We start from the raw sequence: 23,773 nt of genomic DNA on the forward strand, positions 1-23,773 counted from the left end.
CGGCGGTCACTTCAATTTATCGAGCATGGCGAACAGCGACGGTTGCGCGGGGTCCCAGCTTGGCCGCGTGCCGATCGTCATGCCGCCATCCACGAGGATGTGCGTGCCGGTGATGAAGCTCGCGTCTTCGCTGGCAAGGAACGCGACCGCGGCGGCGATGTCCTCGCTGGTGCCGGGGCGGCGGATCGGCTGCGCGTCGGCGGCGATGTGCGCGATCATCGCGTCCGCCTGCGACGTCTTAGCGGCGTCGAGTTCGAGCGTGCGCGTGAAGATGTTGGTGACGATGAAGCCGGGCACGACCGCGTTCACGCGAATCTTGTTCTGCGCGAGATCGGCAGCGGCCTGCTTGGTGAGGTGGAGGACGCCGGCCTTGGCGGTGGAATAGGCGGTCGGCGCGTAACCGGTACCAAGCGCGGACACCGAAGAGGTGTTGACGATCGCGCCGCCGCCGCGTTTCGCCATCAGCGGTGCTGCGTAGCGGATGCCGAGCGCGACCGAGCGCAGCAGCAGCGCCTGCGTCCGGTCCCAATCCTCCGGCGAAATCTCACCGATCGGGTCGCGCGAACCGCCCGCGCCGGCGTTGTTGAACAGGATGTCGAGCCCACCCGCGTCGTCGGCAGTCTGCATCAGCGCCTCGATATCGGCCGCCTGGAGCACGTCGGTACGCTGGAACAGGATCCGCCCGCCCGAGGCGTCGGCGATCGCGCGGCCACCGGCCTCGTCGATGTCGCCGATCAGGACGGTAGCGCCTTCGTCGGCGAGTCGCAGTGCGGTCGCTCGGCCGATGCCGGACGCGCCGCCGGTCACGACGGCTCGCTTGCCTGAAAACCTCACACGCTCTCTCCCGCTCTTTTGGCGAGCATAGTACGGGCTTTGCACTCGTCAATGATGGCTGGTTCGAAAAACGGGTTTGCGGCGCGCGGCGCTCGGCGATACCAAGCGGGCAAACTTTCGGAGGATGCGTGATGGATACGACCAACCTGTTCCGGCTCGACGGCCGCGTCGCGCTGATCACCGGCGGCAGCCGCGGGATCGGCAAGATGATCGCCGCCGGCTTCATCGCGCAGGGGGCCAAGGTGTATATCTCGTCGCGGAAAGCCGATGTGTGCGAGGCGGCCGCCGCCGAACTGGGGCCGAACTGCATCGCGTTGCCGCAGGACGTGTCGACGGTGGCGGGGTGCAAGGCGCTCGCCGCGCAGTTCGCCGAGCATGAGTCGCAGCTCGATATCCTCGTCAACAATGCGGGGGCGGCGTGGGGCGTGCCGTTCGAGGAGTTTTCGGAGGTCGGCTGGGACAAGGTCATGGACCTGAACGTGAAGTCGCCGTTCTTCCTCACCCAGGCGCTGCATGCGGCGCTGAAGGCGTCGGGCTCGCGCGAGAAACCAGCGAAGGTGATCAACATCACGTCGATCGACGGCCAGCGGCTGAACCCGTGGGAGACGTACAGCTATCACGCATCCAAGTCGGCGCTGATCTACCTGACGAAGCGGATGGCGGCGCGGCTGGTGACGGATTCGATCAACGTGACGTCGATCGCGCCGGGGGCGTTTGCGAGCGACATGAACAAGGCGGCGCGCGATCATGGGGATGCGGTGGCGCAGGGGATTCCGGCGAAGCGCGTGGGTGTGGACGAAGATATGGCGGGCGCGGCGATCTATCTTGCCAGCCGCGCGGGGGATTATGTGATCGGGGAGACGATCACGGTAGACGGCGGCCTCGTCCACGCGTCGCTAGGCACAAGCATCGACGCCTGAGCTAAATCCCTCGCCCCTTCGGGGAGAGGGAGGGAGCAGCCGCTTGGCTGCGGAAGGGAGAGGGGCGTTGGGATCAGCCGTCCCGCGCCACACTCCCCTCTCCCTTCCCACCGCAAGTGCGGCGGGCCCCTTCCCTCTCCCCGTAGGGGCGAGGGAGTTTAGTTAGCGGGCGATTCCGCCGGCAGCGAGAACGGCCAGCGTTACCAGTTCGCTTGCGGTCGACGTCATCGGCGCGACCTGGACCGGCTTCTCCATGCCGATCAGCATCGGGCCGATCACCGAATCCCCACCCAGTTCCCGCAACAACTTCGCCGAGATATGCGCCGACTGAAGCCCCGGCATGATCAGCACGTTCGCCGGCCCGGACAGCCGCGCAAACGGATAGTTCGCCAGCTGCTTCGGGTTCAGCGCGACATCCGGCGCCATCTCGCCCTCATACTCGAACCCGACCTTCCGGCCGTCGAGCACCGTCACCGCATCACGGATATTGTCGAGCCACTCCCCCTTTGGATTGCCGAAGTTCGAATAGCTCAGGAACGCCACGCGAGGCTCATGCCCCATCCGCCGCGCGACCGCCGCAGTCTGCTCGGCAAAGTCGGCCAACTGCTCGGCGGTCGGGCGCTCGTTGACCGTGGTGTCGGCAATGAACACCGTGTGGCTCTGCCCGACGAGCAGGTGGATGCCGAACGGCGTCTTCCCCGCCGCCGGATCGATCACGCGATAAATCTGGCGCATCGTCTCGCCATAGGTGCGTGTGATGCCGGTGATCATCGCGTCGCCTTCGCCGAGCTGGAGCAGCAGCGCGCCGAAGATGTTGCGGTCCTGGTTGACCATCCGCTCGCAATCGCGGCGCAGGTATCCGCGACGCTGGAGGCGCGAATACAGGAAGTCGACCATCCGCGGGACGAGCGGCGAGACGCGGCTGTTGTGGAGTTCGAAGCTCTCGGGATCGGTGACGCCGAGCGCGCGCAAACGGTCGGGGACGTCGTCGCGGCCGACGAGGACCGGGGTGCCGTAGCCGCCTTCCTTGAAGGCGATCGCAGCGCGGAGGACGACTTCCTCCTCGCCCTCCGCGAAGATCACGCGCTTGGGATGCGCGCGGGCGCCTTCGTAGGCCATCGACAGGACCGAGGTGGTCGGGTTCAGGCGCGCACGGAGCGAATGGCGATACGCTTCGATGTCGAGGATCGGCTTGGTCGCGACGCCAGACGCCATTGCCGCCTTGGCGACCGCGACGGGGACGACTTCCATCAGGCGTGGGTCGAACGGCGCGGGGATGATGTACGCGGGGCCGAAGCTGTGGCTGACGCCGTATGCCGCCGCGACTTCCTCCGGCACGCGTTCGCGCGCGAGTTCGGCGATCGCGTTGGCGGCGGCGATCTTCATCGCGTCGTTGATGCCGGTCGCGCGGACGTCGAGCGCACCGCGGAAGATGAACGGGAAGCCGAGCACGTTGTTGACCTGGTTCGGATAATCCGAGCGGCCGGTCGCAACGATCGCATCGGGGCGCGCGGCCATCGCCAGTTCGGGGCGGATTTCGGGCTCGGGGTTGGCCATCGCGAAGATGATCGGCGCGGGGGCCATGTCCTTGACCATCTCCGGCGTCAGCGAGCCTGCCGCGGACAGCCCCAGGAACACGTCGGCACCGACCAGCGCCTCGGTCAGCGTGCGCGTCTCGGTGATCGCGGCGTGCGCGGACTTCCACTGGTCGACGCCCTCGCGCCCCTGGTAGATCACGCCTTTCCGGTCGCAGAGGATGACGTTGTCGCCGCGCACGCCCATCGCTTTCACGAGTTCGGTGCAGGCGATCGCCGCGGCGCCGGCGCCGTTGACGACGATCTTGACCTCGGAGAGCTTCCGCCCGGTCAGCAAACACGCGTTGATCAGGCCAGCGGCGGTGATGATCGCGGTGCCGTGCTGGTCGTCATGGAAGACGGGGATGTTCATCCGCTCGCGCAACGCCTGCTCGATGATGAAGCATTCGGGCGCCTTGATGTCCTCGAGGTTGATCCCGCCGAACGTCGGCTCCATCAGCTCGACCGCGTCGATGAAGCGGTTCACGTCCTCGGTCTTCAGCTCGATATCGATCGCGTCGACGTCGGCGAAGCGCTTGAAGAGCACCGCCTTGCCCTCCATCACCGGCTTGCTGGCGAGCGGCCCGAGATTGCCCATGCCGAGGATCGCGGTGCCGTTCGAGATGACCGCGACGAGGTTACCCTTCGCGGTGTAGTCGTAGACGGTCGCTGGATCGTCGTAGATCGCCTGCACCGGCACCGCGACGCCTGGTGAATAGGCGAGCGCGAGATCGCGCTGCGTCGCCATCGGCTTCGACGCGATGATCTCGATCTTGCCCGGGCGACCTTCCGAATGGAAGAGCAAGGCTTCGCGTTCGGAGAATTGCAGCGTTTCGTCGGACATGGGCGGGGCCTCTCTCTGTGGCCTGTGTCTTTACGCAGACGATGCCGCTTCGTCACCCCGGACACTTCGCCCATGTTCTCCTGCGAACGCAGGAGCCCAGGATAAGCAGCACTGTCCCCTCGAACCCTGGCCTCCTGCGTTCGCAGGAGAACGGCACCGGATGACGCGGCGGCAAACTCCCGCTAGATCGACGCCGATGTCGCACCCCGCCCCTACCCCCATGATGACGCAGTATCTTGGCCTGAAGGCGGAGGCGCAGGATTGCTTGCTGTTTTACCGCATGGGCGATTTCTTCGAGCTGTTCATGGACGATGCGCGGATCGCGGCGGGGGTGCTCGACATCGCGCTGACCGCGCGTGGGGAACATGAGGGCAAGCCGATCCCGATGTGTGGCGTGCCGGTGCATGCGGCGACGGTGTACCTACAACGCCTGATCAAGGCCGGGCACCGGGTGGCGATCGCCGAGCAGGTCGAGAGCCCAGCGGAAGCGAAGGCGCGCGGGGGATCGAAGGCGCTCGTCGCGCGCGCGATCGTGCGCGTGGTGACCGCGGGGACGCTGACCGAGGAAGCGTTGCTCGACGCACGCTCGGACAATTGGTGCGTGGCGATCGGCGAGGCGGGCGGGTCGGTGGCGATCGCCGCGGCGGACGTGTCGACCGGGCGGTTCGAGATCGTCGAGGTTGCGGGCGACGCGGTCGAGGCGGAACTCGCGCGGCTTGGTGCGGCCGAAGTTGTTGCATCCGAAGCTAGCGCTTTCGAGGAGGCCGCAACGACCCTGCGCCCGAAGATCGACTTCGACAGCGGCGCGGGCGAGGCTCGGCTGAAGCGACTGTACGGCGTGGCGACGCTCGACGGGTTCGGGCAGTTCGGGCGCGCGGGGCTGGCCGCAGCCGGAGGCCTGGTCGCGTATCTGGAGCATAATGCGAAGGGTGCGATGCCCTTCCTGCGCCCGCCGCGGATCGGGCGGGCGGCGGAGACGATGGCGATCGACGCCGCCACCCGCGAGAGCCTGGAGCTGACCTGCACCACCGGCGGCGTGCGCAAAGGGAGCCTGCTCGACGCGGTCGACCGGACCGTAACGGGGGCTGGCGCGCGGTTGCTTGGCGCGGATCTCGGCGCGCCGCTGATGGACAAGGCGGCGATCGATGCGCGGCTCGACCTGGTGCGGCTGTTCAATGACGACCAGGCGGCGCGCGAGCGGTTACGCTCGACGTTGCGCGCTCTGCCGGACATCGGCCGCGCGCTCGGGCGGCTGGCGGCGGGGCGTGGTGGTCCGCGCGATCTGGGGCAGTTGCGCGACGGGCTCGACGGGGCGTGGAGCCTCGGCGAGCGGATGGACGCGATCGTCGATCCGCCGGTGCTGCTCCGGGACATCGCGCCAAGATTGCGCGGGCACGGCGCGCTGATCGACCTGCTCAAGCGCGCGCTGGTGCCGTCGCCACCGATCGAGGCATCGGACGGCGGGTATATCGCGGCGGGCTATGACGCCGCGCTCGACGACCTGCGCGATGCAGGCGCTGGCGGGCGGCGGGCGATCGCCGCGCTGGAGGCCGAGTTTCGGACCGTGACCGGCGTCACGGCGCTAAAGATCCGGCATAATGGCGTGCTCGGCTATCATGTCGAAGTGCCGGCGCGCGCGGCGGATCCGTTGATGAAGCCCGAGAGCGGCTTCACGCATCGCCAGACGCTCGCGGGCGTGGTGCGGTTCAATACCCCTGCGCTGCACGAAGTCGCGGCGAAGGTGTCGCAGGCCGGCGCACACGCGCTCGCGGCGGAGGCGGCGCATCTGGAAGAACTCACCGCGCAGGCTCTCGCCGGGCGCGAGGCGATCGCGGCGACCGCAGATGCGCTTGCACGGCTGGACGTCGCGGCGGGGCTGGCGGAGCGCGCGGCGGAAGGCGCCTGGGCGCGGCCTTCGCTGGTCGATCACGCGTGTTTCGAGATCGAGGGCGGCCGGCATCCGGTGGTCGAGGCGGCGGTGGCGAAGTCGGGCGACCGGTTCGTCGCCAACGACTGCAATCTGTCGGAGGCCTCGCGACTGTGGCTCGTCACCGGCCCGAACATGGGCGGTAAATCGACCTTCCTCCGCCAGAACGCGCTGATCGCGGTGCTCGCGCAGGCCGGATCGTACGTGCCCGCGACCAAGGCCACGCTGGGTCTGGTCGATCGCCTGTTCAGCCGCGTCGGTGCGTCGGACAACCTCGCGCGCGGGCGGTCGACGTTCATGGTCGAGATGGTCGAGACCGCGGCAATCCTCGCGCAGGCGACGCCGCGGTCGTTCGTAATCCTCGACGAGGTCGGGCGCGGTACCTCGACCTATGACGGCCTCGCGATCGCCTGGGCGGTGGTCGAGGCGATCCACGAGGACAACCGGTGCAGGTGTCTGTTCGCAACGCATTATCACGAACTGACGCGGTTGGCGGAGCGCTGCGAGGCACTGTCGTTGCATCATGTCCGCGCGCGAGAATGGAAGGGGGAGCTGGTGCTGCTCCACGAACTCGCCGACGGCCCGGCGGATCGGAGCTATGGGCTCGCGGTCGCGCGGCTGGCGGGGATGTCGCCGGTGACGGTCGCGCGCGCTAAGGCTGTGCTGGCGAAGCTCGAGGCCGGACGCGCGAAGAGTGGTGGGCTGGCCGCCGGGCTGGATGACCTGCCGTTGTTCGCTGCGGCGGCGCAGGTCGAGGAGGCCGCGTGCGATGTATTACGCGAGGATTTGGCGAAACTGGATATCGACGCGATGAGCCCGCGGGATGCGCTGGACGCGCTGTACCGGCTGAAGGCGCTCGCGAACGAGGGCTGAGCGCTTCCCCCGTCATGCCGGGCTCGTTCCGGCATCCACTGCTCCGCACATTCGAGAGAATTGAGTGTGCGGGCCGGTGGGCCCCGGCCTCCGCCGGGGTGACGGGGTTTATGGTGACGAATGTGGCGGGAAATTCGCTCCTTCGCGTCCTAGTATCTCACGATACGTCGATGCTAGGCGGCGGCCGGATTTAGCGGAGCGCGGGCTTTGGGCGGACATCATCACGGGCACGACCACGGCCATTCGCATGGTCACTCACACAGCCACGGCGGCGGTCACGCGCACGGCGGCCATAGCCACGCCCCCGCCTCGTTCGACCGCGCGTTCGCGATCGGCATCGGCCTCAACATCGTCTTCGTCGCGGTCGAAGCGATCGTTGGCCTGCGCATCGACTCGGTCGCGCTGCTCGCCGACGCCGGCCACAACCTCTGCGACGTGCTTGGCCTCGTCGTCGCCTGGGGCGGCACGATGCTCGCACGCACGGCACCGACCAAGCGCTACACCTACGGGCTGAAGGGTTCGACGATTCTCGCCGCGCTGGCCAACGCACTGCTGTTGCTGGTCGCGCTCGGCGCCATCGTGCTGGAGGCGTCGCAGCGCTTCTCGGACCCTGCCCCGACCGCCGGCCTGACCGTATCGATGGTCGCGGGCATCGGCATCGCCGTCAACGCGTTCACGGCCTGGATGTTCGCACGCGGTCGCAAGGGCGACGTCAATATCCGCGGCGCGTACCTCCACATGGCCGCGGACGCGCTGGTGTCCGCGGGCGTGGTGATCGCCGGCTTCGTGATCTGGCGCACCGGCCTGACCTGGATCGACCCCGCGGTTAGCATCGTCATCGCGATCCTGATCTTCTGGCAGACCTGGGGCCTGCTCCGCGAGACCGTCGAGATGTCGCTGTCCGCCGTCCCCCGCGGGATCGAGTTCGACCATGTCGACGAGGCGTTGTGCAGCCTGCCCGGCGTCACCGAGATCCACGATCTCCACATCTGGCCGATGAGCACCACCGAACCCGTCCTAACCGCGCATCTAGTGATGCCCGCCGGCCACCCCGGCGACCGGTTCCTCAGCGACGCCAGGACGATGCTCCATGATAAATTCGGCATCGGCCACGCGACGTTGCAGGTCGAGACGGGGAGCGGCCACGACTGCTCGATGGCGGACAAGGCTACAGTCTGAACTGGCGTCTGAACTTGGCCGTTTGAACTTTTCCGGTGCGGCACGGGTTACCGTGTCACGCATCAGGAGATTATCCCATGAAGAAGCATCTTATCGCAGCGTTGATGTCGGTCGCCGTCGCAGCGCCGGCCATGCTGCCGACCGCCGCGACTGCACAGCGTTACGACGATCGTCGCGACAACAACGACCGTCGCGATCGTGACGATCGCCGTTTCAACAACGACCGCCGCGGCAACGATCGCAACTGGCGTGGCGACGACCGCAACTGGGATCCGTCGAACAGCTACCGCGACGGCAAGTATCGCGAGCGCCGCCTTAGCCGCAACGACCGCATCTATCGTGGTCGCGACGGGCGCGCCTACTGCAAGCGCAACGACGGCACCACCGGTCTGGTGATCGGTGCACTCGGCGGCGGCGCGCTGGCGAACCTGATCGGTGGCGGCACGCTCGGTACGCTGGCGGGTGCCGGTGGCGGCGCACTGCTCGGCCGTTCGGTCGACCGCGGCAACGTGAAGTGCCGTTGAGCTTCAGCCAAAGCTAGACACGACGAAACGGCGGCCGAGCGATCGGCCGCCGTTTTCGTATCTACAGCATGCCGTAGAGCAAAGTGCCGTTCAGCCCGATGATCACTGCGGCGATCACCCAGGCGAGGATCTTGAGCCACGCCGGGCTCACGAGGTCGCCCATGATCGTGCGGTCGCCGGTGAACTTGACGAGCGGCACGACGGCGAACGGAAGTTGCAGGCTGAGCACGACCTGGCTCAGCACCAGCAATTTGGTCGCCCCCGCATCACCCGAAGCACCGACCACGAACACCGCCGGCACGATCGCCAGCAGCCGCGTCACCAGCCGCCGCGCCCAGACCGGCATACGCAGGTTCAGGAAACCCTCCATCACGATCTGACCGGCGAGCGTGCCCGTTACCGTCGAGTTCTGTCCCGACGCCAGCAGCGCGACCGCGAACAACACGCTCGCCGCGCCCATCCCCAGCATCGGTGCAAGCAGCTGGTACGCCTGATCGATCTCGGCGACGTCGGTCCGGCCGGCGACGTGGAAGGTCGCCGCCGCGAGGATCAGGATCGCCGCGTTGATGAAGAACGCCAGCCCTAGCGCCACGGTGCCGTCGATCGTCGCCATCGTGATCGCGTCGCGCTTGCCCGCGGTGTTCTTGGCAAAGGCGCGCGTCTGGACGATCGACGAATGGAGATACAAATTGTGCGGCATCACGGTCGCGCCGAGGATGCCGATCGCGATGTAGAGCATCGCCGGGTTGGTGACGATCTGCGTCGTCGGGACGAGCCCGCCGAGCACGCCCGACCATTCGGGCCGCGCCAGGAACAGCTCGAAGATGAAGCAGCCGGCGATGATGACGAGCAAGGCGACGACGAACGCCTCGAGCTTGCGGAACCCGAAGCGTTGCAGCGCGAGGATCAGGAACACGTCGAGCGCTGTGAGGACGACGCCGTAGACGAGTGGCAGGCCGAACAGCAGCTTGAGCGCGATCGCCGTGCCGAGCACTTCGGCGAGGTCGCAGGCGATGATCGCGATCTCGCACAAGAACCAGAGCGCGACCGAGACCGGCTTCGAATAATGCGCGCGGCAGGCTTGAGCAAGATCGAGCCCGGCCACGATGCCGAGGCGTGCGGACAGGGCTTGCAAGACCATCGCCATCAGGTTCGACAGCAGCACGACCGACAGCAGCGTGTAACCGAATGCGGAGCCGCCGGCGATATCGGTCGCCCAGTTGCCGGGGTCCATATAGCCGACGGCGACGAGATACCCCGGCCCCACGAACGCGAACAGCCGCCGCCAGAACGACGCGCCTTCGGGGACGACGACGGTGCGGTGGCTCTCGGCGAGCGAATTGGCGAAGGCTGAGGTCGGTGCTGGCATCGCCGGTCGCTTTGCCGGAAGGGCGCTTGGGGAACAAGCGTGTCGTCGGGACATCTGCCCCCCCGACAGCGGCGTTCGGGTCAGCCTGCCAGCAGCTTTGCCGCGACGTCCTCCATGCTCCCCACCACCAGCAGCGAGTCGCCGCCGACGAGTCCGACTTTAGTCTGCCCGTTCTCGTCCTTGCGCAGATAGGCGACGTTCGCCGCCACGACGTAGTAGTTGCCGCCATGCGACTTCAGCTCGATGAATTTCATGATCGCGACTCCTGATTCCGCCGCAATACGGCCGAGGCTACAGTATCGGGTTAACGCGGTACGAGGGAGCGCGTCCGCAGTCACGGGCCGTCCCCGCCTTAAATGACCTTCATATCCGCCTGGTAATGATGCCACGCGAAGATCGCTGCCGCCCCTCGATGCGGGCGCCAGGCCTCCGCCACCTCGCGCGTCAGTTTCTCGCTGGGCCGCGTCTCGTGGCCCAATATCCGCCCGACCTCGATCTGAATCGCGAGGTCACCCGCCGGCCAGATGTCGGCCCGCCCTTCCGCGAACAGCAGGTAGATCTCCGCCGACCAGCGGCCGATCCCCTTCACGCGGACCAGCGCGGCGATCGCTTCCTCGTCGTCCTCGGGCAGGTTGGTGAGATCGAGCCGCCCACTCGTCACCTCGTCGGCGAGGCTGCGCGCGTAGCCGAGCTTCTGGCGCGACAGGCCTGCGCTCTTCAGCAATTCGTCGCTGGCGGCGGCGATCTTCGCCGGATCCCCTGCGCCGCCGACTACCGCGTCGAGCTTGTTCCACACTGCAGCCGCAGAGGCGACGCTCACCTGCTGCCCGACGATCGTGCGCAGCAACGTCGCGAAACCGCGCTCGCTGATCCGCGGTGCGGGGTGGCCGGCATTGCCGACCGCGACCGCGAACGCCGGCTCGATTTCGCACAACGCCGCCATCGCGGTTTCGAGTTGCTCTGCGCTCAGGCCCATGATGCTTGATCCCTGGCGCGCGCAACGGCATGAACGCGCAGAAGTTTTTCGGAGAATGACATGCCCAAGCTTATCGTCGTGACGCGCGAAGGGGAAGAACGCGAGATCATCGGCGAGGCGGGCCTTTCGGTGATGGAAGTCATCCGCGACGCCGGAATCGACGAGATCCTGGCGCTGTGCGGCGGCTGCTGCTCGTGCGCCACCTGCCACGTCCATGTCGACCCGGATTTTGCGGGCAAACTGAAGCCGATGGGTCCGGACGAGGACGACCTGCTCGATTCGACGAGCGACCGGGACGAGTTTTCACGCCTGTCGTGCCAGATCGAACTGACCGACGGGCTGGATGGCCTGAAGGTAAAGATCGCAGCGGAGGACTGATTCCCTCGCCCCTCCGGGGAGAGGGAGGGAGGCGCGCTTGCGGCGGAAGGGAGAGGGGCTGTTGGGATCCAAGTCCCGAGCCTCACTCCCCTCTCCCTTCCCACCGCAAGTGCGGCGGGCCCCTTCCCTCTCCCCGTAGGGGCGAGGGAGTTCAGGTCACCGCGTCGTTATCGCGTACAACGCAATCGCCGCCGCATTCGACACGTTGAGGCTCTCGACCTTTTCCGAGATCGGCAGTTTCGCCAGCTCGTCGCAATGCTGCTCGGTATTCTGCCGCATGCCCTCGCCCTCGGCGCCGAGCACGATCGCGATCCGCTGCGTGCCCATCGCTTCCGACAGCGTCTGCGTAGCGTGGCCCGTAAGCCCGATCCGCCAGAACCCCGCCGCCGCAATCTCCTCCAGAGCACGCGCCAGGTTCACCACCCGGATCCAAGGCACCGACTCCAGCGCCCCAGACGCAGCCCGAGCGATCGTCCCCGATTCCGGCGGCGCATTGCGATCCGGCGTAATGATCCCCAGCGCGTCGAACGCCGCCGCCGAGCGCAGAATCGCGCCGACGTTATGCGGATCGGTCACCCCGTCGAGGATCACCAGCGGGCGATTGTCGTCCTTGCCGTGCTCGAGCAGGTCGGCGAGCCACATGTCCTCGAGCGGCTCGACCTCGATCACCACGCCCTGGTGCGGCGCATCGCCCGGCACCAGCCGCGCCAGATCCATCGCCTCGGCATAGGTCACCGGCACGTCGGCGGGCAGGTCGAACCCGGCCAGCGCCTCGCGCGTGCCGAGGATTTTGCGCACCGTGCGCTCCGGATTGGCGAGCGCCGCCCCCACCGCGTGCTTGCCCCAGAAGCGGGGGCGGCCTGCCGGTGCCTTGCTCGGCCTGTGTCCCTTGCGTGCCATATTCGCTCTCTATCGTGTCTGTGTATGCCGCGTCCTTGTCGGCATTCCGCTCCCGCGGCAACTATGAACCACGAAACTTCGCAAAACCTGCGTTGACACACCGAGCGCGCTTCGCCATTGAGCCGCCTCGCTTGAAAGAGCGGCGCTTGCAAAAGCGGCCTGGACAGGTGGCCGAGTGGTTAAAGGCAGCAGACTGTAAATCTGCCGGAGTTTCTCCTACGTAGGTTCGAACCCTACCCTGTCCACCACCGCCCCAGCGCGGTGATGGGTCCTCCCAAATCAAAGCCCCAAACGTAAAACATTGATCGGCAGTCTTCTTTTCCACGACGGGAAGGAAGTCCGCGTGACATCGGCTCGCGGGCGGCTAGGATCACGGCGACCGTAACGATTTCGGAAGCCGCGTGACCTCAGACCCCGCCGTACAGCAGCCCGCCCAAGATCTCGCCGACTCGATCCTAGACACGCTCGTCCATCGCATCGGCAAGGATGCGCAGGCCGCTCGCCCCCACGACTGGCTCGCCGCGACGATCCTGACCGTCCGCAACGACATCGTCGAGCGCTGGATGGCGTCGACCAAGGCGGCGCACGCGGCCGGCGCGAAGCGCGTCTATTATCTCAGCCTCGAATTCCTGATCGGCCGGCTGCTGCGCGACGCGGTGACCAACCTCCAGCGCAACGACGAGGTCACGCAGGCCCTGAAGCTCCACGGCGTCGACCTCGCCGAACTCGAAGAGATCGAGCCCGACGCGGCGCTCGGCAATGGCGGCCTCGGCAGGCTCGCCGCCTGCTTCATGGAGAGCATGGCGAGCCTCGCGCTGCCCGCCTATGGCTACGGCATCCGCTACGTGAACGGCATGTTCCGCCAGCGGATCGATGATGGCTGGCAGGTCGAGATGCCCGAGAACTGGCTCGCGCACGGCAACCCCTGGGAGTTCGAGCGCCGCGAGAGCGCCTATTTCGTCGGCTTCGGCGGCGAAGTGACGGCTGCCGACAACGGGCAAGTCCACTGGAGCCCATCCGAGGCGGTCGAGGCGACCGCAGTCGACACCCCCGTCGTCGGCTGGCGCGGCAAGCACGTCAACACGCTCCGCCTGTGGACCGCCCGCGCGTTCGATCCGATTAAGCTCGACCGTTTCAACGCCGGCGATTTCACCGGCGCGCTTGCCGACCAGTTGCGCGCCGAAACGCTTACGCGCGTTCTCTACCCCAACGACTCCACCGCCGCCGGGCAGGAGCTCCGCCTCCGCCAGGAGTATTTCTTCTCGTCCGCGTCGATCCAGGACATCGTCCGCCGCCACATCCAGTATTTCGGCGACATCCGCACGCTGCCCGACAAGGCCGCGATCCAGCTCAACGACACGCACCCCGCTGTATCGGTCGCCGAACTCATGCGTCTGCTGATCGACCACCACGAATTCGCGTTCGACGAGGCGTGGAAGATCACGCGCGCCACCTTCGGCTACACCAACCACACGCTGTTGCCCGAGGCGCTGGAGAGCTGGCCATTGCCGCTGTTCGAACGCCTGCTCCCGCGGCACATGCAGATCGTGTATGCGATCAACGCCAAGCTGCTGCGTGAGGCGCGCGGCACTGAGGGCATCGACGACCGCGCGATCTCCGCGATCAGCCTGATCGACGAAGGCGGCGAGCGGCGCGTACGGATGGCGAACCTCGCCTTTGCCGGCTCGCACAGCGTCAACGGCGTCGCCGCGCTCCACACGCAGCTGATGAAGAAGACGGTCTTCGCCGATCTCCACAAGCTCTATCCGACGCGGATCAACAACAAGACCAACGGCATCACGCCGCGCCGCTGGCTCCAGCAATGCAATCCCGGCCTTACCGCGCTGATCCGCGATGCGATCGGCGACGGCTTCCTCGACGATGCCGAAAAGCTCGTCGATCTGGATGTTTTCGCGGACGATTCCGGTTTCAGGGAGCACTTTTCGAGCGTGAAGCGTTCGAACAAGGTGGCACTGGCTAATCACATCAAGGAGACGATGGGGCTTCGCGTCGATCCCGACGCGATGTTCGACGTCCAGATCAAGCGCATCCACGAGTATAAGCGCCAGCTGCTCAACATCATCGAGACGGTCGCGCTCTACGACCAGATCCGCAGCCATCCCGAGCGCGACTGGACCCCGAGGGTCAAGCTGTTCGCGGGCAAGGCGGCGTCGAGCTATCACAATGCCAAACTCGTCATCAAGCTGGCGAACGACGTCGCCCGCCGGATTAACGCGGACCCTTCTGTCGGTGGCCTGCTCAAGGTCGCGTTCCTGCCCAATTACAACGTGTCGCTGGCGGAGAAGATCATCCCCGCCGCCGACCTCAGCGAGCAGATCTCGACCTCCGGACTCGAGGCGTCGGGCACCGGCAACATGAAGTTCGCCATGAACGGCGCGCTGACGATCGGCACGCTCGACGGCGCGAACATCGAGATCAAGGACCGCGTCGGCGACGGCAACATCTTCATCTTCGGCATGACCGCGGACGAGGTCGAGGCGAAGCGCGCCAACGGATACGATCCGCGCAGCGTGATCGACGGCTCGAACGAACTCCGCCAGGCGGTGTCGGCGATCGCGTCCGGTGTGTTCTCGCCCGACGACAAGACGCGCTACGCCGGCTTGATGGGCGGGCTGTACGATGGCGACTGGTTCGTGCTCGCCGCCGATTTCGACAGCTATGCCACTGCCCAGCGCGCGGTCGACACGCGCTGGAACGACCGCGATGCCTGGGTCGCCTCGACGGTCCGCAACGTCGCCCGCGTCGGCTGGTTCTCGTCCGACCGCACGATCCGCGAATACGCGCGCGAGATCTGGACGGTGATGTGAAGCCACCCGAAGGCGCCATCGTTGCCCTGCTGGAGGGGCGTCACGACGATCCGTTCTCGCTGCTCGGCGTCCACAGCGGCCCGACCGGCGTGTTCGCGCGTGTCTGGCTGCCCGGCGCGGACACGGCCGAGGCGCACGCACTCGACGGCACCGCGCTCGGCACCCTGCCCCGCATCGACGATCGCGGCCTGTTCGAGGGTCCGATCGACGGCACGCAACAGCCCGTCAAATACCATGCGGAGGCGGGCGACACGTCGTGGTGGGTCACCGACCCCTACAGCTTTGGCCCCGTGCTCGGCCCGATCGACGACCTGCTCATGGCGGAGGGCACGCACCGCCGCCTCCACGACAAGATGGGCGCGCACCTCATCGAGCACGAAGGCGCGCACGGCGTCCACTTCGCGCTCTGGGCCCCCAATGCGCAGCGCGTCTCTGTGGTCGGCGACTTCAACGATTGGGACGGCCGCCGCCACACGATGCGCAAGCGCGGGGACGTCGGCGTGTGGGAGATCTTCATCCCCGACATCGCCGAATACCGCGCGTACAAGTTCGAGATCGTTGGCCCCGACGGCCAGCTACAACCGCTCAAGGCCGACCCGTTCGCGTTCGCGTCCGAACTCCGCCCCGCCAACGCCTCGATCACGCGGAAGCTCGCGCACGACTGGGCCGACACCGATCATCGGAAACACTGGTCGTCGGTCGATCCGCGCCGCGTGCCGATCAGCATCTATGAGGTCCACGCCGGATCCTGGGACCGCGACGCCGACGGTTGGTTCCTGACCTGGGACGCACTCGCCGATCGCCTGATCCCGTACGTGATCGAGATGGGCTTCACGCACATCGAATTCCTGCCAATCAGCGAACACCCGTACGACCCGAGCTGGGGCTACCAGACCACCGGCCTCTACGCGCCCTCCGCCCGCTTCGGCGACGTCGATGGCTTCGCGCGGTTCGTCGATGGCGCGCATCTCGCCGGGATCGGCGTGCTGCTCGACTGGGTGCCCGCGCATTTCCCGACCGACGCGTTCGGCCTCGCCAAGTTCGACGGTACCGCGCTGTACGAACACGAGGATCCCCGGCTCGGCTTCCACCCCGACTGGAACACCGCGATCTACAATTTCGGGCGCCGCGAAGTGACGTCGTTCCTCGTCAACAACGCGTTATTCTGGGCCGAGCGCTATCACATCGACGGCCTGCGCGTGGATGCGGTCGCGTCGATGCTGTACCGCGATTACTCGCGCAAAAGCGGCGAATGGATCCCCAACGCAGACGGCGGCCGCGAAAACTGGGAGGCCGTCGCGTTCCTCCGCGACATGAACCGCGAGATCTACGGCCAGCACCCCGGCGTCTTCACGATCGCTGAGGAATCGACCTCATGGCCGGGCGTCTCAGCCCCCGTCAGCGACGACGGCAAAAGCGGCGGGCTCGGGTTCGGGTTCAAGTGGAACATGGGCTTCATGCACGACACGCTCCAGTACATGGCGCGCGATCCGCTGCACCGGAAGCACCACCACGGCGAGATCAATTTCGGCCTCGTCTACGCTTTTAGCGAGAATTTCGTCCTGCCCTTGAGCCATGACGAAGTGGTCCACGGCAAGGGCTCGCTGCTCACCAAAATGCCCGGCGACGATTGGCAGCAATTTGCCAACCTGCGCGCCTATTACGCGTTCATGTGGGGCTATCCGGGCAAGAAGCTGCTCTTCATGGGTCAGGAGTTCGCGCAGCGTCGCGAATGGTCGGAAGCGCGCGCGCTCGACTGGGATCTGCGCAACGCCCGCAGTCATGAGGGCATCCGCAACCTCGTCCGCGACCTCAACACCGTCTACCGCGAGAAGCCGGCGCTGCACGCGCGCGACTGCGAGGCGGAGGGCTTTGAATGGCTGGTCGCCGACGACGCCGCCAATTCGGTGTTCGCGTGGTTGCGCAAGGCCCCCGGCGCAAAGCCGATCGCGATCGTCGCCAACATGACGCCGATCGCGCGCGCGCCCTATCGCGTACCGCTGCCGCACGACGGCCGCTGGTGCGAGATCATCAACAGCGATGCACACGACTATTGGGGCAGCGGCCTCGGCAATCTCGGTGGCGTCGTCGCGAAGGACGGCGCGGCCTGGGTCACGCTGCCGCCGCTGGCGACGATCATGCTCGAATACGAAGGCTGATCGAGTTCGAAGACCGATCCAGCGCAACGACGGAACAAGCCATGGGTAACAGGGCGTTATACAACCGAATTTAGGGAGAGACTGACATGGTGGAACGGCGGGGACAGCCATTGGCGCGCGACGCGATGGCGTATGTGCTGGCCGGCGGCCGCGGCAGTCGCCTGATGGAGCTGACGGATACACGTGCGAAACCCGCGGTGTATTTCGGCGGCAAGGCGCGCATCATCGATTTCGCGCTGTCCAACGCGATCAACTCGGGCATCCGCCGGATCGGCGTCGCGACGCAGTACAAGGCACATTCGCTGATCCGCCATCTCCAGAGCGGCTGGAATTTCCTGCGTTCGGAACGCAACGAGAGCTTCGACATCCTGCCTGCGTCGCAGCGCATCAGCGAGTTCCAGTGGTACGAGGGCACTGCCGATGCCGTGTACCAGAACATCGACATCATCGAGAGCCACGCGCCCGAATACATGGTCATCCTGGCCGGCGACCACATCTACAAGATGGATTACGAGCTGATCCTGCAACAGCATTGCGAGACCGGCGCGGACGTCACCATCGCCTGCCTCGAAGTGCCGCGGATGGAGGCGGTTGGCTTCGGCGTGATGGCCGTCGACGAGCACGACAACGTCACCGCGTTCGTCGAGAAGCCCGCCGATCCGCCCGCGATCCCCGGCAACCCGGATATCGCGCTGGCGTCGATGGGGATCTACGTCTTCCACACCAAATTGCTGTTCGACGAACTGCGCCGCGATGCAGAGACGCCCGGTTCTTCGCGCGATTTCGGCAAGGACATTATCCCGTACCTCGTCAAGCACGGCAAGGCGGTCGCGCACCGCTTCTCCGATAGCTGCGTGCGCTCGGGTAGCGAAGTCGACGCATACTGGCGCGACGTCGGCACGGTCGACGCCTATTGGGAGGCGAACATCGACCTCACCGACGTCGTGCCCAAGCTTGACCTCTATGATCGCAGCTGGCCGCTCTGGACCTATTCGGAAGTCACACCGCCGGCCAAGTTCGTCCACGCCGACGACGGCCGCCGCGGCGAGGCGGTGTCCTCGCTGGTCTCCGGTGATTGCATCATCTCCGGCTCCTCGATCCACCGCAGCCTGATCTTTACCGGCACGCGCGCGCACAGCTACTCGATGCTGGATCAAGCGGTGATCCTCCCGCACTGCGTGATCGGCCGCGGCGCGCGCCTGTCGAAGGTGGTGGTGGATCGCGGCGTGGAAATTCCCGACGGCCTGGTGGTCGGCGAGGACGCAGAATTGGATGCGCAGCGCTTCCGCCGCACCGACAACGGCGTGGTGCTGGTGACCAAATCTATGATCGACCGGCTAATCGCGTGATGACCAACGCAAATCCTCCCCGGCACGGGGAGGGGGACCATGCATCGCATGGTGGAGGGGGGCTTCCACAAGCGGTACGTCGGAGGCGAGCCCCCTCCACCATTCGCCAGTGGCGAACGGTCCCCCTCCCCTTACCGGGGAGGATTTGATGCGCGTCCTCTCCGTCGCCTCGGAAGCCTACCCCCTCATAAAGACCGGCGGTCTCGCAGACGTCGTCGGCGCGCTCCCGGCCGCGCTCGCGCCGCATAACGTCGCGCTGACCACCTTCCTCCCCGGCTACCCCGCGCTCGCCGCCGTCACCAAACGCGCGAAAGTCGTCCACCGCTACACAGACCTGCTCGGCACCGAAGCCCGTATCGTCAAGACGAAGATCGGCGACCACGCGCTACTAGTCCTCGACGCCCCCGCATTGTTCGCACGAGGCGGCGGACCGTACGGCGACGCGACCGGCGCAGACTGGCCCGACAACTGGCGCCGCTTCGCCGCGTTCAGCCGCGCCGCCGCCGACTTCGCCTCAGGCACGGTCCCCGGCTACGACTTCGACATCCTCCATGCGCACGACTGGCAGGCGGCGATGGCCCCCGCGTACCTCCGCTACGCCCCCGGCCCCGGCGCCCCCGCCAAGACGGTCGTCACGATCCACAACATCGCGTTCCAGGGCCGCTACGGCCACGACATCTTCGCCGACCTCGCGCTCCCCGACAAAGCCTTCGCGCTCGACGGCGTCGAATATTACGGCGGCGTCGGTTTCCTGAAAGCCGGTCTCGAAGCCGCCGACGCGATCACCACCGTCAGCCCGACCTACGCCGCCGAGATCCGCCGCGGCGAATTCGGCATGGGCCTCGAAGGCCTCATCAACGACCGCGCCGGCCGCGTCACCGGGATCGTCAACGGCATCGACCCCGCCGTCTGGAACCCGGAGACCGACGCATCCCTCCCCGCCCGCTACACCGCGCGCACGCTCGCCCGCCGCCGCACCAACAAGCGCGCGATCGAAACCCTGTTCGGCCTCGACGCCGGCGACGGCCCGATCTTCACCGTCATCAGCCGCCTCACCTGGCAAAAGGGTATGGACGTCCTCGCCGGCGCGCTCGACGAACTCATCGCACTCGGCGGCCGTCTTGCGCTGCTCGGCTCGGGCGACACCGAGCTTGAACTCGCCTTCCTCGCCGCTGCCGAACGCCACCCCGGCCGGATCGGCGTCCGCATCGGCTACGACGAGCCCGTCTCGCACCTGCTCCAGGGCGGCGCCGACGCGATCCTTATCCCGTCGCGGTTCGAACCCTGCGGCCTGACGCAACTTTACGGCCTCGCTTACGGCTGCATTCCCGTCGTTGCGCGAACCGGTGGGCTCGCCGACACCGTGATCGACGCCAACGAAGCCGCGATCGCCGCTGGCGTCGCGACAGGCGTCCAGCACGACGGTGTCACGCCAGAAGCGCTTAGCCACGCGCTACGCCGAACGCTGGCCCTCTATGCACGCCCCGATCGCTGGGCCATGTTGCAGCGCAACGCGATGCGCGCGGACTTCTCATGGGACGAGAGCGGCCGCCGCTACGCAAACCTTTACGCCAAGCTCCTGGAGCCCGCATGATCCGCACCGTTTCGACCACGCCCTACACCGACCAGAAGCCCGGCACCTCGGGCCTGCGCAAGAAGGTGAAGGTCTTCCAGCAGCCGAACTATGCCGAGAATTTCGTCCAGAGCGTGTTCGACGTCGTCGCGGACAAGGCCGGTGCGACGCTGGTGATCGGCGGCGACGGCCGTTTCCTCAACCGTGAAGTCATCCAGGTCGCGATCCGCATGGCGGCGGCGAACGGCTTCGGTCGCGTGATCGTCGGCCGCGGCGGCATCCTGTCGACACCCGCCGCCAGCCACATGATCCGCAAGCGTGGCGCGATCGGCGGCCTCGTCCTCTCGGCAAGCCACAACCCCGGCGGCCCCGACGAGGATTTCGGGATCAAGTACAACATCGCCAACGGCGGTCCCGCCCCTGAGTCCGTGACCGACGCGATCAACGCGCGCACGCTCGAGATCGACCGCTGGCTGACCGTCGACACCGACGACATCGACCTCGACACCGACGGCGAAGTCACGGTCGGCGATATGCCCGTCGAGGTCGTCGATCCGGTCGAGGATTACGCAGCGCTCATGGAGACGCTGTTCGATTTCGACGAGATTCGCGCCGCAAACCTGACGATGGCGTTCGACGCGATGAGCGCGGTCACCGGGCCCTACGCGACCGAGATCCTCGAACGCCGCCTCGGCTTCGCGCCCGGCACCGTCCGCAATGGCGAGCCGCTTCCCGATTTCGGCGGCCACCACCCCGACCCCAACCTCGTCCATGCACACGCCTTGTACGAGACTATGATGGCGCCGAATGCGCCCGATTTCGGCGCAGCGTCGGACGGCGACGGCGACCGCAACCTGATCATCGGCAAGCACCGCTTCGTCACCCCCTCGGACAGCCTCGCGATGCTGGCGGCCAACGCGCACCTCGCACCCGGTTACGCAAGCGGTCTCAAGGGCATCGCCCGCTCGATGCCGACCAGCGCCGCCGCCGACCGCGTCGCCGAAGCGCTCGGCATCCCCGCCTACGAGACCCCGACCGGCTGGAAGTTCTTCGGCAACCTGCTCGACGCCGGCATGGCGACGATCTGCGGCGAGGAAAGCGCCGGTACCGGCTCCGACCATGTCCGCGAGAAGGACGGCCTGTGGGCGGTCCTCCTGTGGCTCAACATCCTCGCGGTGCGCGGTGAAAGCGTCGACGCGATCGCGCGCAATCACTGGGCGAAGTTCGGCCGTAACTACTATGCCCGCCACGATTACGAAGGCGTCGAGACCCCGCGCGCCGACGCGTTGATGGCGGCCTTGCGCGCGAGCCTCGCCACCCTCCCCGGCCAGCTATTCGGCGACCTCACCGTCGAGACCGCGGACGAGTTCGCCTATACCGACCCGACCGACGGCTCGATCAGCCGCAACCAGGGTGTCCGCATCCTGTTCGAGGGCGGCAGCCGCGTCGTGTTCCGCCTGTCGGGCACCGGCACCTCCGGCGCGACCTTGCGCGTGTATCTCGAACGCTACGAACCCGTTGGCGGCGATCTCGATCGCGATACGGGCGAGATGCTCGCCAGCATCGTCGCCGCCGCGGAGTCGATCGCGAGGATCGCGGAGCATACCGGCCGCACCGCCCCCGACGTCGTCACCTGATGCGCGACGGCCGATAGCATGACGATCAGACGCCGCCGCAGCGCGCTCTACATGCCCGCCTCGAACGCCCGCGCGATCGCCAAGGCGCGGACGCTCGATTGCGACATCGTCATTCTCGACCTGGAAGACGCCGTCGCCCCCGACGAGAAGGCCGCAGCACGGGACCGCGTCATCGAGGCGGTCCGCGAAGGCGGCTTCCGCGAGCGCGAACTCGTGGTCAGGGTCAATGGCCTCGACACCCCCTGGTATGCCGACGACATCGCCGCGGTCCGCGCGACCGGCATCGCCGCGGTGCTCGTCCCGAAGGTCTCGTCGGTCGCCGACCTGGTCGCGGTCAGCGCATCGCTCGGCGAAGACGGCCCGCCGATCTGGGCGATGATCGAGACCTGCGCCGCAATCCTTGCCCTCCCCGCCCTATCCGCAGCAGCAGCCGAAACGCGCCTCACCGCGCTGGTCGTCGGCACCAACGACCTCGCCAAGGAGATGCGATGCAGACTCGGGGCCGATCGCATGCCGTTGATCCCCGCTCTCACCGCAACGATCATGGCCGCCCGTGCTGCCGGGATCGTGGCGCTGGACGGCGTCTGCAACGCCCTCGACGACCCGCCCCGCTTCACCGCCGAGTGCGCGCAAGGCGCGACGCTCGGGTTCGACGGCAAAACGCTGATCCACCCGTCCCAGATCGATGCGGCCAACACCGGTTTTGGCCCTAGCGAGGAGGAATTGGCATGGGCGCGCAAGGTCGTGGCGGCTTTCGCGGAACCGGAGAATGCCGACAAGGGTGCAATCCGCCTCAATGGCCAGATGGTGGAACGTTTGCACCTTGCCGAGGCGGAAGCCACGCTCGGACGCTGAAGCGCTAACAAGCACGTACCCAAACACCGTCCGTCATCCTGACGAAAGTCAGGATCCAGAGCCATGAAGCGCACCACAAGTAACCCTGGATCCTGACTTTCGTCAGGATGACGGATCACGTCAATGATGCTCAGGCTTACCCCGCCTTCTTCCGCCGAGTCTCCCAACCCTTCTTCGCAGCTGCAGATTTCGCCGCCGCACTACGCCCAGCCGCCTGCTTCCCGCCCTCATGCGAAGAAGCATGCGTATCAGGCTTGCCGCGACCCGAGCCGGACAAATTACCCCCGCCGGAATCCTTGTTCACCGCAGCCCACGCCCGAGCCTCGGCTTCCTTCTCCGGAACGCCGCGCTCCTCGTAACCGTCCGCGATGTGCGCGGCCTTGCGCTTCTGCTTGTCGGTATACGCGCTCTTGTCGCCCGGTGGCATGGTCGCTCTGCTTGTCAGAGAGCGTCAACGCTCAGGCCGACGCCGCGTTCAGAACGAAGGGGCGTTCACCGACCGATCCAGTCCGCCACCTGCGTCGCGACCTGGTTCGCCGCCTGGTTGATCCCCGCCGCAGCCGAGGGCGCATCGATCGCCGACACCGGCACGCGTGCCTCGAAGCGATGCTTCTCGACCGTCGTCTTGCCGACGCGGGTCAGCGACGCATCGAACGTCACGACCGCCTCGCGCGTCGTAGCATCGAGACCGAACGACCGCAGCTCGCCACCGAGCAACCCGCCCGGATCGCCGACCGATTGTGCCGTCGACAGCACGACCAGCCCGGTGCGCGCCGCAACCGTATCCGATACCAGCCGTGAGAACAGCCGCGCCGGGGGCTCGGCCCACTGCGCGTCGGTGACGTACGCGATCGAGGTCGGCGTCGCCTGTACGGGCACGCGCGCGGTCGCCAGCGACTGCGGCACGACCGGAACCTGGATCGTGATCGACTTCGCGGTAGCCGAATCCTGGTTCTGGCCGACCGGCACCGACGATGCACTCGTCAGCGTCAGCAACGTGGGGGGCGGTTTCGCGCCGAAGCTGATGCACCCGGCAAGTGGCAGCATCGCGATCAGGATGAGCGGTGTCTTCAT

19 protein-coding genes and 1 tRNA gene are annotated in these 23,773 nt (G+C 66.9%); 12 read left to right on the top strand and 8 right to left on the bottom strand.

What is annotated here, in order from left to right; genetic code table 11:
• Positions 1 to 6 precede the first annotated feature (6 nt).
• Positions 7 to 834, bottom strand: a complete 828-nt coding sequence (locus IFT67_RS07475; RefSeq protein ID WP_192145927.1) for an SDR family oxidoreductase — start codon at positions 832 to 834, stop codon at positions 7 to 9.
• A 131-nt stretch (positions 835 to 965) separates the two neighbouring features.
• Here IFT67_RS07475 and IFT67_RS07480 point away from each other — a divergent pair, with 131 nt between their 5' ends.
• The gene (locus IFT67_RS07480; RefSeq protein ID WP_107963835.1) at positions 966 to 1,754 is read left to right on the top strand and encodes an SDR family NAD(P)-dependent oxidoreductase; all 789 of its coding nucleotides are present in this window, start codon (positions 966 to 968) and stop codon (positions 1,752 to 1,754) included.
• A gap of 162 nt (positions 1,755 to 1,916) precedes the next feature.
• Here the strand turns inward: IFT67_RS07480 and IFT67_RS07485 are convergent, their stop codons facing one another.
• On the bottom strand, positions 1,917 to 4,172 hold the full coding sequence (locus IFT67_RS07485) for an NADP-dependent malic enzyme (RefSeq protein WP_060526371.1): 2,256 nt from the start codon (positions 4,170 to 4,172) through the stop codon (positions 1,917 to 1,919).
• A gap of 220 nt (positions 4,173 to 4,392) precedes the next feature.
• On the opposite strand from IFT67_RS07485, the gene mutS reads away from it, so the two are divergent.
• From mutS to IFT67_RS07500, 3 genes are all read left to right on the top strand, one after another.
• Positions 4,393 to 6,972: a DNA mismatch repair protein MutS gene (mutS, locus tag IFT67_RS07490; protein WP_192146581.1), complete on the top strand. Its 2,580-nt coding sequence runs from the start codon at positions 4,393 to 4,395 to the stop codon at positions 6,970 to 6,972.
• A gap of 207 nt (positions 6,973 to 7,179) precedes the next feature.
• Positions 7,180 to 8,151, top strand: coding sequence for a cation diffusion facilitator family transporter (locus tag IFT67_RS07495; RefSeq protein WP_192145929.1), 972 nt, complete (start codon positions 7,180 to 7,182; stop codon positions 8,149 to 8,151).
• A gap of 77 nt (positions 8,152 to 8,228) precedes the next feature.
• Entirely contained in the window at positions 8,229 to 8,675 is a 447-nt protein-coding gene (locus IFT67_RS07500; protein ID WP_056061027.1) for a hypothetical protein, read from the top strand.
• A 61-nt stretch (positions 8,676 to 8,736) separates the two neighbouring features.
• Here the strand turns inward: IFT67_RS07500 and IFT67_RS07505 are convergent, their stop codons facing one another.
• From IFT67_RS07505 to IFT67_RS07515, 3 genes are all read right to left on the bottom strand, one after another.
• Complete coding sequence (locus IFT67_RS07505) at positions 8,737 to 10,044, bottom strand: Nramp family divalent metal transporter (RefSeq protein WP_192145931.1); 1,308 nt, start codon at positions 10,042 to 10,044, stop codon at positions 8,737 to 8,739.
• Between the two features lie 80 nt (positions 10,045 to 10,124).
• Entirely contained in the window at positions 10,125 to 10,298 is a 174-nt protein-coding gene (locus IFT67_RS07510; protein WP_165911340.1) for a hypothetical protein, read from the bottom strand.
• A gap of 98 nt (positions 10,299 to 10,396) precedes the next feature.
• The gene (locus IFT67_RS07515) at positions 10,397 to 11,020 is read right to left on the bottom strand and encodes a DNA-3-methyladenine glycosylase family protein (protein ID WP_192145933.1); all 624 of its coding nucleotides are present in this window, start codon (positions 11,018 to 11,020) and stop codon (positions 10,397 to 10,399) included.
• Positions 11,021 to 11,080: 60 nt separating this feature from the next.
• Here IFT67_RS07515 and IFT67_RS07520 point away from each other — a divergent pair, with 60 nt between their 5' ends.
• A complete protein-coding gene (locus IFT67_RS07520; RefSeq protein ID WP_192145935.1) occupies positions 11,081 to 11,398 on the top strand; it encodes a 2Fe-2S iron-sulfur cluster-binding protein in 318 nt (105 codons plus the stop codon).
• A gap of 156 nt (positions 11,399 to 11,554) precedes the next feature.
• Here IFT67_RS07520 and rlmB read toward each other — a convergent pair whose 3' ends face one another.
• Positions 11,555 to 12,298, bottom strand: a complete 744-nt coding sequence (gene rlmB, locus IFT67_RS07525) for a 23S rRNA (guanosine(2251)-2'-O)-methyltransferase RlmB (protein ID WP_056055070.1) — start codon at positions 12,296 to 12,298, stop codon at positions 11,555 to 11,557.
• A 161-nt stretch (positions 12,299 to 12,459) separates the two neighbouring features.
• Between rlmB and IFT67_RS07530 the strand changes: the two genes are divergently transcribed.
• The 7 genes from IFT67_RS07530 (at position 12,460) to IFT67_RS07560 (ending at position 22,699) form a co-directional block, all read left to right on the top strand.
• Positions 12,460 to 12,546, top strand: a tRNA-Tyr gene (locus tag IFT67_RS07530).
• A gap of 153 nt (positions 12,547 to 12,699) precedes the next feature.
• Positions 12,700 to 15,126 carry a glycogen/starch/alpha-glucan family phosphorylase gene (locus IFT67_RS07535; RefSeq protein ID WP_192145937.1) on the top strand — a complete coding sequence of 809 codons (2,427 nt, stop codon included), beginning with the start codon at positions 12,700 to 12,702 and terminating at the stop codon, positions 15,124 to 15,126.
• The gene (gene glgB / locus IFT67_RS07540) at positions 15,123 to 17,285 is read left to right on the top strand and encodes a 1,4-alpha-glucan branching protein GlgB (RefSeq protein WP_192145939.1); all 2,163 of its coding nucleotides are present in this window, start codon (positions 15,123 to 15,125) and stop codon (positions 17,283 to 17,285) included. Before IFT67_RS07535 ends, glgB begins: the two co-directional genes overlap by 4 nt.
• An 89-nt stretch (positions 17,286 to 17,374) precedes the next feature.
• Entirely contained in the window at positions 17,375 to 18,634 is a 1,260-nt protein-coding gene (gene glgC / locus IFT67_RS07545; protein ID WP_446740808.1) for a glucose-1-phosphate adenylyltransferase, read from the top strand.
• Between the two features lie 148 nt (positions 18,635 to 18,782).
• Positions 18,783 to 20,228, top strand: a complete 1,446-nt coding sequence (gene glgA / locus IFT67_RS07550) for a glycogen synthase GlgA (RefSeq protein ID WP_192145943.1) — start codon at positions 18,783 to 18,785, stop codon at positions 20,226 to 20,228.
• Positions 20,225 to 21,844, top strand: a complete 1,620-nt coding sequence (locus IFT67_RS07555; RefSeq protein ID WP_192145945.1) for an alpha-D-glucose phosphate-specific phosphoglucomutase — start codon at positions 20,225 to 20,227, stop codon at positions 21,842 to 21,844. Before glgA ends, IFT67_RS07555 begins: the two co-directional genes overlap by 4 nt.
• A gap of 18 nt (positions 21,845 to 21,862) precedes the next feature.
• Positions 21,863 to 22,699: an HpcH/HpaI aldolase/citrate lyase family protein gene (locus IFT67_RS07560; protein ID WP_192145947.1), complete on the top strand. Its 837-nt coding sequence runs from the start codon at positions 21,863 to 21,865 to the stop codon at positions 22,697 to 22,699.
• A gap of 136 nt (positions 22,700 to 22,835) precedes the next feature.
• Here the strand turns inward: IFT67_RS07560 and IFT67_RS07565 are convergent, their stop codons facing one another.
• Positions 22,836 to 23,126, bottom strand: a complete 291-nt coding sequence (locus IFT67_RS07565; protein WP_192145949.1) for a plasmid stabilization protein — start codon at positions 23,124 to 23,126, stop codon at positions 22,836 to 22,838.
• Positions 23,127 to 23,191: 65 nt separating this feature from the next.
• Positions 23,192 to 23,773 (bottom strand): ABC-type transport auxiliary lipoprotein family protein, encoded by a 582-nt coding sequence (locus IFT67_RS07570; RefSeq protein ID WP_056061054.1) that lies wholly within the window; start codon positions 23,771 to 23,773, stop codon positions 23,192 to 23,194.

The sequence above is a fragment of the Sphingomonas sp. CFBP 13728 genome, from assembly GCF_014841895.1.
Classification (GTDB): Bacteria; Pseudomonadota; Alphaproteobacteria; order Sphingomonadales; family Sphingomonadaceae; genus Sphingomonas.